The organism is Streptomyces roseolus (genome assembly GCF_014649855.1).
Lineage (GTDB): Bacteria > Actinomycetota > Actinomycetes > Streptomycetales > Streptomycetaceae > Streptomyces > Streptomyces roseolus.
The window spans coordinates 167,048-177,584 of the sequence record NZ_BMTV01000018.1; the positions used below are offsets into that span (position 1 = coordinate 167,048).

At 77.1% G+C, this 10,537-nt stretch carries 10 protein-coding genes and 1 pseudogene; 2 read left to right on the top strand and 9 right to left on the bottom strand.

All coding sequences use genetic code 11. The features are described from left to right. Positions 1-17: 17 nt before the first annotated feature. Entirely contained in the window at positions 18-965 is a 948-nt protein-coding gene (gene mmuM / locus IE245_RS22085) for a homocysteine S-methyltransferase (RefSeq protein WP_189950232.1), read from the bottom strand. 5 nt (positions 966-970) lie between these two features. Continuing rightward, the gene (locus IE245_RS22090; RefSeq protein ID WP_189950234.1) at positions 971-1,894 is read right to left on the bottom strand and encodes an LLM class F420-dependent oxidoreductase; all 924 of its coding nucleotides are present in this window, start codon (positions 1,892-1,894) and stop codon (positions 971-973) included. A gap of 250 nt (positions 1,895-2,144) precedes the next feature. Here IE245_RS22090 and IE245_RS22095 point away from each other — a divergent pair, with 250 nt between their 5' ends. Beyond that, positions 2,145-2,453, top strand: coding sequence for a hypothetical protein (locus IE245_RS22095; protein ID WP_189950273.1), 309 nt, complete (start codon positions 2,145-2,147; stop codon positions 2,451-2,453). 283 nt (positions 2,454-2,736) lie between these two features. On the opposite strand, the pseudogene IE245_RS22100 reads toward IE245_RS22095, so the two are convergent. From IE245_RS22100 to IE245_RS22125, 6 genes and pseudogenes are all read right to left on the bottom strand, one after another. After that, positions 2,737-3,204, bottom strand: a pseudogene (locus IE245_RS22100) (DUF6099 family protein); the annotation flags it as partial. A 126-nt stretch (positions 3,205-3,330) separates the two neighbouring features. Continuing rightward, on the bottom strand, positions 3,331-3,717 hold the full coding sequence (locus tag IE245_RS22105) for a nucleotide pyrophosphohydrolase (RefSeq protein ID WP_229851442.1): 387 nt from the start codon (positions 3,715-3,717) through the stop codon (positions 3,331-3,333). Continuing rightward, the gene (locus tag IE245_RS38125; RefSeq protein ID WP_373305371.1) at positions 3,714-5,549 is read right to left on the bottom strand and encodes an AAA family ATPase; all 1,836 of its coding nucleotides are present in this window, start codon (positions 5,547-5,549) and stop codon (positions 3,714-3,716) included. The genes IE245_RS22105 and IE245_RS38125 overlap by 4 nt, the downstream gene beginning before the upstream one ends. Positions 5,550-5,604: 55 nt before the next feature. Beyond that, a complete protein-coding gene (locus IE245_RS22115) occupies positions 5,605-6,048 on the bottom strand; it encodes a cell division protein SepF (protein WP_189950237.1) in 444 nt (147 codons plus the stop codon). Further along, the gene (locus IE245_RS22120) at positions 6,045-7,082 is read right to left on the bottom strand and encodes a GHMP family kinase ATP-binding protein (RefSeq protein ID WP_229851443.1); all 1,038 of its coding nucleotides are present in this window, start codon (positions 7,080-7,082) and stop codon (positions 6,045-6,047) included. Before IE245_RS22120 ends, IE245_RS22115 begins: the two co-directional genes overlap by 4 nt. A gap of 388 nt (positions 7,083-7,470) precedes the next feature. Continuing rightward, positions 7,471-8,715, bottom strand: coding sequence for a nuclear transport factor 2 family protein (locus IE245_RS22125; RefSeq protein WP_373305372.1), 1,245 nt, complete (start codon positions 8,713-8,715; stop codon positions 7,471-7,473). Positions 8,716-8,772: 57 nt separating this feature from the next. Between IE245_RS22125 and IE245_RS22130 the strand changes: the two genes are divergently transcribed. Continuing rightward, the gene (locus IE245_RS22130) at positions 8,773-9,663 is read left to right on the top strand and encodes a LysR family transcriptional regulator (protein ID WP_189950243.1); all 891 of its coding nucleotides are present in this window, start codon (positions 8,773-8,775) and stop codon (positions 9,661-9,663) included. 64 nt (positions 9,664-9,727) lie between these two features. Here the strand turns inward: IE245_RS22130 and IE245_RS22135 are convergent. Then, positions 9,728-10,537: dehydrogenase family protein (locus tag IE245_RS22135; protein ID WP_506005188.1), on the bottom strand; the 810-nt coding region annotated here is incomplete at its 5' end.

A 10,537-nucleotide genomic window follows, 5' to 3' on the forward strand; every position in this document is an offset into this window, starting at 1 on the left:
AGTATGGGCGCCCCTCCTCACCCCCGACCAGGCATTTTTCCTCTTCCCCCCGCCTTCGGTGCCAGCCCGGCCGCGGCGGCGAGGGCTGCGACGGTCTCCGGCCCGACCCGGCAGCAGCCGCCGATCAGCCGGGCCCCGGCGGCGGCCCACCCCGCGGCCAGCGCCGGGGCGGCCGCCGGCCCGTACCCGGGCGCCCCGCGCCAGCCCCGGGCCTCCGCGTCCCAGCGCTCCCCGCTGTTCGGGTAGACGACGGCGGGACGGCCGGTGACGGCGACGGCGGTGGCGACGGCCCCGGCCGCCTCCGCCGGCGCGCAGCAGTTCACCCCGACGGCCGCCACCTGGGCGTTCCCGGCCGCGACCGCGAACGCCTCCGCCAGCCCCTGCCCGGCCCGGGTCCGCCCGCCGGTCACCGTGTACGACAGCCAGACCGGCACCCCGCACCCCTCGGCCGCCCGCAGCAGCGCCTCGGCCTCCACGGCGTCCGGCACGGTCTCCAGCGCCAGCACGTCCGGCCCCGCCGCCGCCAGCGCCTCCACCCGGGGCCGGTGGAAGGCCACCAGCTCCCGCACCGAGAGCCCGTACCGCCCCCGGTACTCGCTCCCGTCGGCGAGCATCGCCCCGTACGGCCCGACGGAGGCCGCCACCCAGGCCTTCCCCTCCCCGGCGGCACGGGCCAGCGCCACGCTCCGGCGCAGCAGCTCCGCCGTCTCCCGCCGGCCGAGCCCCCGGCGCGCGAAGCCCTCGAAGGTCGCCTGGTAACTGGCGGTGATCAGCACCTGGGCACCGGCCCGGACGTAGGCGGTGTGGGCCGCCGCGATCTGCTCGGGCGCGTCGGCGAGCAGCCGCGCCGACCAGAGCGCGTCCGACAGCGCACATCCCTGCGCCTCCAGCTGGTGGGAGAGCCCCCCGTCGAGCACGAGCACCCCGTCGGAGAGCGCCTCGCCGAGCGTCCGGTCCGGTGCCATCGCCGTCAGCCCAGCTGGGGCGCGACCTGGGCGGAGATCAGCTCCAGGTGGTCCAGGTCGTCCAGGTCGAGGACCTGGAGGTAGACCCGGGAGGAGCCGACCGCCGCGTAGCGGCCGAGCTTGTCGACGACCTCGGCGGGCGAGCCCGCGAGACCGTTGGCCTTCAGTTCCTCCACCTCCCTGCCGATCGCGGCGGCGCGGCGCGCCACCTCGGCGTCGTCCTTGCCGACGCAGACGACCAGCGCGTTGGAGTACACGAGGTCCCCGGCCGGCCGGCCCGCCTCCTCGGCCGCGGCCCGCACCCGGCCGAACTGCCGCGCGGTGTCCTCGACGGAGGCGAACGGGATGTTGAACTCGTCGGCGTACCGCGCCGCCAGCCTCGGCGTACGGGTCGCGCCGTGGCCACCGATCAGGACCGGGATCCTCCGCTGCGCCGGCTTCGGCAGCGCGGGCGAGTCGGCGAGACGGTAGTACCTCCCCTCGTAGTCGAAGGTCTTGCCGGCCTCGGTCCCCCACAGACCCGTGACGATCGCCAGCTGCTCCTCCAGCCGGCCGAACCTCTCCTTCGGGAACGGAATGCCGTACGCGGTGTGCTCCTCCTCGAACCAGCCGGCGCCCAGGCCCAGCTCGATCCGGCCGCCGGACATCCGGTCGACCTGGGCCACTTGGAGGGCGAGGACGCCCGGCAGCCGGAAGGTGGCGGCGGTCATCAGGGTGCCGAGCCGGATCCGCTTCGTCTCGCGGGCGAGACCGGCCAGGGTGATCCAGGCGTCGGTCGGTCCGGGCAGCCCGTCCCCGGCGCCCATGCGGACGTAGTGGTCGGAGCGGAAGAAGGCGGAGAAGCCGAGCTCCTCGGTGGCCCGGGCCACCCTGAGGAGGGTGTCGTAGTCGGCGCCCTGCTGCGGTTCGGTGAAAACGCGAAGATCCATGCCTCCATCCTGCACCTCGCGGTGCGTGTCAAGCCGCGCGTCAGCGCGGGGGGCCTCCCGGCCCGGTCGGGTGAATATCCATCCCCCTGGCGGGACGCGTCACCGCTGGCCAGTGACCGTGACCGGGCGTCGTCGTTTGCTCGGGCGGAGCCGGACCGCCCGGCCCGCGTGCCGGCGGCCGCAGCCGGTGCGTCGTTCTTCTCCCGTGGTCCCGTCCGTGCCGGCCGGGGTGCGGGTCGAGGAGGCCGCGATGTCCCAGGAAGCCGCGCCGGAGCAGGCGCTGCCCGAGCAGCAGGTGCCGCAGTCCGTGCCCGAGCAGCAGGCTCCGGGAGCCCCGAAGGGGCTGCTCCAGCAGATGGAGGAGCTGATGGCCGCGCTCTCCGCCGACCTCTCCCAGCTGGACGCCGACCTCCAGTCCTCGGCGGAGCGCCTGGACGCGGGGCCCGTGACGGCGGAGCGCCTGGACGCGGGGCCCGCGGCGGCGGAGCTCACGGCGGACGGATCCGCCGCCGAGGGTCCCGCCGCCGGCCGTCACGACAGCGGCCCCGGGACGCGCTGACCGCGCCGCCGCCCCCTCGCCCCTTCCTTCCCTCCGTTCCTCCCCCTTCCTTCCCTCCGTTCCCTCCGCTTCTCTTCGCTCCCCCGCCCCGCCGCCCCCTGCCCCCCTTCTCTCCCTCGTCTCCCTCGCTGCCGGGCCCGGGACCTCAGCGGTCCCGGGCCCGGTCGCGCTCCCGCTCCCGCCCCCTCTCCCCGTCGGGTGCCCGGTCCGTCTCCCGGCCGGGCTCGGGGGCCGGGCGGGAGGGGTCGGCGGAGGACCCGGGGTGCGGGGCGGTGGCGGGCGGAGGACCGGCCCGGTGCCTCGGCGGGTCGGGAGGGCGGGCCCGGCCCTGCTCGCGGACGTCGAGGCGGCGCAGCATGCCCCGGACCCGGTCGCCCGCCTCGTCGGCGGCGTCGATGGCCTCCATGCACTGCCAGTACAGGCTCTCGTCGTCGGTCACCGAGGCCACGCCGACGAGCGCGATGCCCACCTCCCCCAGCAGCTCGCCGAGGGCGGTGAGCGCCGAGCGCGGGTCGCCGACCTCGGTGAGCCGCGCCGCGCGCGGGCCGGCCGCTCCCCACGTCGGGTACTCCCCCGCCTCGCTGAGCCCCCGTGCCTCGCCGCGCAGCTCCAGCGGTCCGCAGAGCGCGAGGTGACTTCCCATCGCCTGGGCGAGGGCCCGGGCCTGCCAGGCTTCCGCCACGATGTCGTGTGCCGTCCGGCTCTCGCCCAGCGCGTGCAGACCGGCCTGGACGAGTCGCTCCGCTTCCATCAACTCCGCCCCCGTTCGTACGACTTGACGTTCTCTCAGTCCACTACCCAGAGTGAGGCCGCCTGAGCCGCGGCACCAGAGGAATTCGGAAATCTGTGGACAGGCATCTCGGCGGGGATGAGGCGATCACTCCGAAGAGTGACGATCGGCGCTTTCGGTGTCCGACTCGTCCGTTCCGTCCCGTCTGCGGGGTGGGAAGCGGAGCTCGTTCCGGTCGATCTTGGCGGCGAGCGCGGCGAGGGGGTCGATCCCCAGCACCGTGCAGAACTGGAGGGTGTAGGCGAGGACGTCGGCCACCTCGTCGGCGACCCGGTGGGCCGTGCCCGGGTCCTCCATCACCTTCTCCGCCTGCTCCGGCGTCAACCACTGGAAGATCTCCAGGAGTTCGGCCGCCTCGACGCTGAGCGCCGCCGCCAGGTTCTTGGGCGTGTGGTAGGGCTGCCAGTCGCGCGCCGCCGCGAAGGCGGCGAGGCGGCGCTGGAGCCCCGCCACGTCGTGTTCGGTGTCCGTCACGGGGTCAGGTCTACCACCGCCACCCCGGGGGTCCGCCGGGCGCGGTCGGCGGCGCGCCCGCCGACCGCGCCGGCCAGCCGGATGTGGCCGCCGGCGGCGATGGCGGCGGCGAGGTCGAGGAGGGCCGTGGTCTGACGGTCGTCGAGTCCCCGGTCGAGGTCGTCGGCGAGGAGGGTGAGGCACTGCATGGCGTCGGGGACCTCGGCGATGCGGTCCATGGCGAGGACGCCGGGGCCGGTGAGGAGGGTCAGCGCGAGGGCGAGGTAGCGGAGTTCGCCGGCCCCGAGGCGGCTGAGCGGGGTGGCGGGGCGGGCACCCCGGGCGAGGAGGGCGCGGACGGTGCCGTCGCGGAGCTCCTGCGTGCCGACGCCGGTGACGGGTCCGGCGCAGCCCGCACCGGCGACGACGGCGAGGCGCTGGTGGCGGCGCGGGCAGTCGGTGTGGGTGCGGTGCAGGACCTCGGCGAGGTTGGCGCAGTCGCGCAGCAGCCGGCCCTCGCCGGGGAGGACGGGCGCGCGCATCCTCTCCGGTTCGGGGGCGCAGGGGAAGAGGGAGCGGAGCCCGACGACGGCCTGTTCGGCGGCGGCGAGCACCTCGCGCTGCCCCTGGGTGGCGCCGGCGACCCGCAGCGGAAGGAGGGCGGTGCCGAGGAGGTCGTCGGGGAGCGGGGCACGGGTGACGGGCGTGGCGCCGGCGGTGAGCCAGGCGGCCTGGACGGTGGCGCGGCCGGGGTCCCTGAGGGCGGTGGTGAGGAGGATGCGGCCGTGGCGGGTGAGGCGTTCGCCGACGATGCGGAGATCGGGGTGGGCCTGGACGGCGAGGTCGATCCGGACCGGGCCGACGGGGCCGTCGACGGTGCAGCCGATGCGGAAGCCGCGGCGGCCCTGGGCGTCGGGCCGGGCGCTGTCGGGGACGAGGTCGGCGGGGCGCGGGAACACCTCGCCGAGCGGCTCCCCCGCGCCGAGCCTGGCCAGCGCCTCGTACGCGCCGAGGACGGTCGACTTGCCGCTGCCGCTCGGCCCGGCGAAGAGGGTGACGGGCGCGAGGGCGTACGCGGCGCGGCGGCGCCCCGCGAAGGCGGAGAGCCGCAGCTCGGTCACGGCGGGCCGGGTCAGGGCCGGCGGCGCGGAGTCGGGGCCGGCGCCGACGCCGCCGGCGGTGTCGGTGTCGGTGTCGGCACCGTGGCCGCCGGCGGTGTCGCCGCTGTGGCCGCCGTCGACGTCTCCCGCGCCTTCGGCGCGCGGACGGCGGCGGGACGGGGGGCGGGTGCCGGGACGGAGGTGGGAGTGAGGGCGGGGGTGGGTTCCGGATCCGGTGGCGGCGGCGGTGATGGTGCCGGGTGCCGTGCCACGGCCGGACGTTGCGCCCCTGCCCGGGGCCGTGCCGTGGCCAGGTGCCGTGCTCGTGCCGGGGGCCGTGCCCGTACCGAGCGCCGTGCCCGTACCGGGGCCAGGGGCCGTGCCCGTACCGAGCGCCGTGCCCGTACCAGGGCCAGGCGCCGTGCCCGTACCGAGCGCCGTGCCCGTACCAGGGCCAGGCGCCGTGCCCGTACCGAGCGCCGTGCCCGTACCAGGGCCAGGGGCCGTGCCCGTACCGAGCGCCGTGCCCGTACCGGGGCCAGGCGCCGTGCCCGTACCGGGCGCCGTGCGTGGGTCGGAGCCCGTGCGTGGGGCCGTGGTCGGTGCCGTGCCGCTGCCGTCGTCCCCGCCCGTTCCCCTGTCGGAGGGCGGGGTCGGGCGGGGGCCGGGGACGGTGTCCGGGCGGGGTGCTCCGGGGGCCGAGGCGAGGGGGCCGGGGGTGCGGGCGAGGGTGGGGCCGCAGGTGAGGTCCATGATCGGACCGTACGCAGGGGTCGGGCTGACGAACCGTTACGTCGAGATGACCTTCCTACGATCGGGGGACTCCGGCGCGCGGCGCGCCGACGGGTTCCTCGTCCTCGTCGCCCGACGGGGCCTCGCCGGTGCTCTCGACCTCGGTCCCGGGAGGGGCGAGCAGGAAGACGTTGCGGTCGACGCGGTGCATGCCGCTGCCGAGACCGAAGACGACGCCGCTGCTGAAGTCGAGGATCCGCTTGGCGACTTCGGGGTCGGCGCCGGTGAGGTCGAGCAGGACCGGGATCTGGGCGATGAGGTACTCGGCGACCTCGCGGGCGTCGGCGAAGACCTGGACCCGCAGCACGACCATGCGGCGCTGTTCGACGGACTCGTACTGTTCGGGGATCGTGCGGTGGTCGACCCTGGACGGCCATTCGTCACGGCCGCGCAGCGGCAGGACCTGGGCCAGGCCCTCCCACTGCTCGTCGGTGACGTCGTACCTCTCGTACCTACTCATGGGCCCATCCTCCCGCCCCTCACCCGTTCGGCCCAACAACGACACGGATGAACGGGCGCCGGACGAGGGCCGCCGGCGGCGAAGGTGCGGGTGTACGGGATGCGGGCGGCGGCGAGGGCACGGCGGGTGGCGTCGGCGCGGGCCTCGGCGCCGGGGGCGGCCGGGTCGTGGAGGACGCCGGCGACGGAGCCGCTGTGGGAGATCTGGACGCCGACGGCGCCGGTGCGGCGGGCCAGGGCGACGAGCGCCTCGAAGTCCGGCTGTCGCAGGACGCGTTGGGCGCGGCGGGCGCTGGCGGTGGCGACCCGGCCCAGGAGTGCGGCGTCGCCGTCGGCGACGGCGCGGCGGAGCCGGTCGCGGAGGCGGTTGTAGGCGCGGAGTTCGGGGCCGGTGGCCTCCGGGGCGGGCAGGGCGAGCGTGTCGACGGGGGCGCCGCCGGCGAGGAGGCAGCCGACGACGAGGAGCGGCGGCAGCGCGGGCCCGAGGACTTCGAGGACGCGGCCCTCGCGCTGGGCGAAGAGGACGGGGCGCTCGTCGAGCATGAGGGGGTCGCTGGCGCCTTCGGCGCGGACGGCGAGGCCCGCGGTGGTGCCGGGGTCGAGGCGGAGCCCGTACGCGTCGGCGACGGCGCGCACGGTGGCGAGGACGTCGCTGGTGGAGCTGCCCATGCCGAGCCCGAGCGGCACGGAGCCGGCGAGGCGCAGGGTGCCGCCGCGGGCGGGGCGGCCGGTGCGGGCCGCGCAGACGGCTACGGCGAGCCGTGCGGCGCGGGCGGCCTTCGTCCGCCCGGCGGGCACGACGGCGACCGCGCCCGCCGGGGCGCCGGGACTCGGCGTGAACTCCGCCCGGGTGCCTGGGCCGTCCAGCGGGAGCGTCACGAGACCGGCCCGCGGCCGCCCGGCGCCGTCGGCGAAGACCCCCTGCAGCAGCTCGCCGTGATGGGCGGCGGCGTGACCGGTGCCGGGCGTGGGGGCGGTGCCGGGGGCGGGGGTGGGTGCCGTGGCGGGCGGGGGCGCGGGGGTACTCGTGGTCACGAGGGAGAGTGTCGCCCCCGCCCGCTCGTGCCCGTACGGGGGGGCGCTCCCTGAAGCGGCGATACGGCTCCGAGGGCCGCCGCCCGGCATGGGACGAGGCCCCCGGGCCGGGGGCGGGGGTGCCGCCTCATGGCCTCCGGCCGGATCCGGCACGGGGCCGGAAACCCCCTCTCGGCCGGGCGCGCCCTCCGGCTCCGGCCCGGGCGGGGTCAAGGGGCGCGGCGCGTGCCCTCCGGCCCCGGCCCCTGCCCCTGCCCGGCCCCGGTCCGGGTCGGGGCCGGGGCCGGGCCTGCCGCGTGCTCGTGCCGGCGCACGGAGACGCGGAGGTGGCGGCGATCATGCGGGCGGTGACCGGGAGACGACCGACAGCGGCGGCGCCGCTCTCGGACTACCTGGTGCTGGAGGAGGGGGTGGCCGTCGGGTGACGGTGGTACGCCTTGTTGGCGATCCGCCAGGTGTCGTCGACGCGAACCAGCAGGAAGACGTCGGTGAAGGTGTCCGGGCCGTGGAGGAGCGTCATGGTGGCGGTCGCGACGGTGCCGTGGACGTCCGCGGTGTCGACGCGCCGGGACCGGGTCGCCTCGTCCGGTGCCGGACGGCCCCGGAACAGGGCGCAGTACTCGTCCAGCGGCCAGGAGACGAGGACGGAGTCCCGGATCCCCTCGACGCGGGCGGTGGGCAGGAACGCCTCGCGGAAGTGGCGGGGATCGCCGGTGGCGTGGCCCCGGACGTAGGCGCGGAGCGGGGCGAGGACCTCGTCCGGCACGGCGGGGGCCGTGGCGGCGAGGGCGATGTCCGCGTCGGGCTCGGCCGCGGGGGCCGTACCGCCCCGCAGCGGGTGCTGCGAGGCCTCGGCCAGGAGGGCCAGGTCCTTCGCGAGCGCGCCGATCGTGAACTCGGCCGTGGCCGGGGGCGGGCCGTCGAGGAGGTAGGGGCGCTTGCGGGAGGCGAGGCCGCCGAGCGGGCCGCGTTCGAGGACGTCGAGGGCCCGGTCGCGGGGCAGGCCGAGGGCGTCGGCCTGGTGCAGTGCGTCGCGCAGGGCGAGTACGGCGCCGGCGAGGCCGTGGTTGGCGACCAGCTTGAGCGCGGCGGCGGTGGCGGCCCCGTCCACGGGCCGTACGGTGCCCAGCGCGTCGAGCACCGGCCGCACCCGGTCGAGCGTGGCCGGCTCCCCGGCGGCGGCGAGGAGCGTCAGCGTGCCGGCGGCGACGGCCGGCACGGAGCCGAGGACGGGTGCGTGGACGTACCCGGGGCCCAGGCGCCGGGCCAGTTCCGAGGCCTCGTCGGGGGCGACCGTGGCGGTGTTGACGACGACGGCGCCCTCGCGCAGCGCGCCGTCGACGGCGTCGAGGACCGCCCGGCAGGCCGCCCCGTCGAAGAGCGCGAGGAGGACGGTGTCGGCGCCCGCCACGGCCTCCTTCGCGTCGGGGACCGTCGTGAAACCGCCCGGGACGCGGTCCTCGTGCGCCTCTCCCTCCCGCGGTCCGCCCGAGCGCGTCCAGCCCGTCACGTGCGCGCCCTGCGCGGCGAGTCGTGCGGCGATCGCGGTGCCCATCCGTCCCAGTCCGAGGACGGCGATTCTCCGTGGTGCGGTCATGGGGCCACGATCGCGCCCCCGTCGGCGCTGCGACAAGCGCAGAGCCGGCAGGTGAGGTATGCGTGCGGCGCATATCCGCCGCATACTGCGGTCATGGATCTGGCGGTGTGGCGGAGTTTCGTGACCGTGTGCCGGCTCGGTTCGCTGTCGGCGGCGGCGGTCGAGTTGCACCACACGCAGTCGGCCGTGTCCCGGCAGATCGCCGGGCTCGAACGGCAGCTCGGCGTGGAGCTGATGGAGCGCCACGCGCGCGGTGTGCGCCCGACGGCGGCCGGGGAGGTGTTCCGGCGGCACGCCCTGGCCACGCTCGACGAGGCCGACCGGGCGCTGCGCGCCGTGCGGGACGTCCGGGACGGGGCGCGGGACCGGCCGCTGGCCGTCGGGGCCACGCCCTCGCTGGCGGCGGGGATCGTCCCCGAGGCGGTGCGGGCGCTCCTCGACGAGGCGGGTCCGCTGCGCTGGAGCCTGCGCCCCGGGCTGACCGCGGCGCTGCACGAGCGGGTGCTCGCGGGGGACCTCGACGTCGCCGTCGTCACCGACGCGCCGCCCGGGCTTCCGCACGAGCCGCGGCTCGTGCGCCACTTCCTGGGACTCGACGAGATGGTCGTCGCGCTGCCCGCCGGGCATCCCCGGGCGGGCGGCGGTCCGGTGGACATCGGCGGACTCGCCGGGGAGACGTGGGCGGAGGACGACGACGGTTCGGCGGCGCTGCTGCGGCAGCACGCGGCCCGCGCCGGGGTCGCCGTCCGCGTCGACCTCGCCGCCGCGGACCTCCCCGGGAAGCTGGCCCTCGTGGCGACCGGTCACGCCGTCGCCCTGATCCCCGGGGTGCTGGCCCGGGCGCTGCGCCCGGACGTCACGGCGGTGCGGCTCGTCGCCGCCCCGACGCGCGGGATCTACGCGATCGCGCCGCGCCGGGACGCCCACCCTTCCGTGGGTCCGCTCCTGGCCCGTCTCGGCGCGGCCTTCGGCGGCCCGGCGTAGGCGGGCTCCCGGTCCGCTCCCCCGCACATGGGAGCGGACCGGGAGCCCGGTCGGGGAGGGCGGGTCAGATCACGCCCTGGTCGAGCATGGCCGCCGCGACGCGCTCGAAGCCGGCGATGTTGGCGCCGGCGACGTTGTCGCCCGGGGTGCCGTAGCGTTCGGCGGTCTCGACGCAGGTGCGGTGGATGTCGCGCATGATGGTGGCGAGCTCCTGCTCGACCCGGGCGAAGTCCCACGAGACGCGTCCGGCGTTCTGGCGCATCTCCAGGGCGGAGGTCGCGACGCCGCCCGCGTTGGCGGCCTTGCCGGGGCCGAAGGCGACGCCGGCTTCCTGGAGGAGGCGGACGGCCTTCGGGGTGACGGGCATGTTGGCGCCCTCGGAGACGGCCTTGACCCCGTTGCGCACGAGGGTGAGCGCGGCGTTCTCGTCCAGCTCGTTCTGCGTGGCGGAGGGGAGGGCGATGTCGACGGGGACGTCCCACACGCTGCCGCCGGCGACGAACCGGGCGGCGCCGCCGCGCCGTTCGGCGTACGCGGAGATCCGGCCGCGCTCGACCTCCTTGATCTGCTTGAGCAGGGCCACGTCGATGCCCTTCTCGTCGACGACGTAGCCGCTGGAGTCGGAGGCGGTGAGGACGTGGGCGCCCAGCGCCTGGGCCTTCTCGATGGAGTAGAGGGCCACGTTGCCGGAGCCGGAGACGCCGACCTGGAGGCCCTCCAGGTCCTGGCCGCGGTGGCGCAGCATCTCGGCGGTGAAGAGGACGTTGCCGTAGCCGGTGGCCTCGGCGCGGGCCTGCGAGCCGCCCCAGCCGGTGCCCTTGCCGGTGAGGACGCCGGCCTCCCAGCGGTTGGTGATGCGCCGGTACTGGCCGAA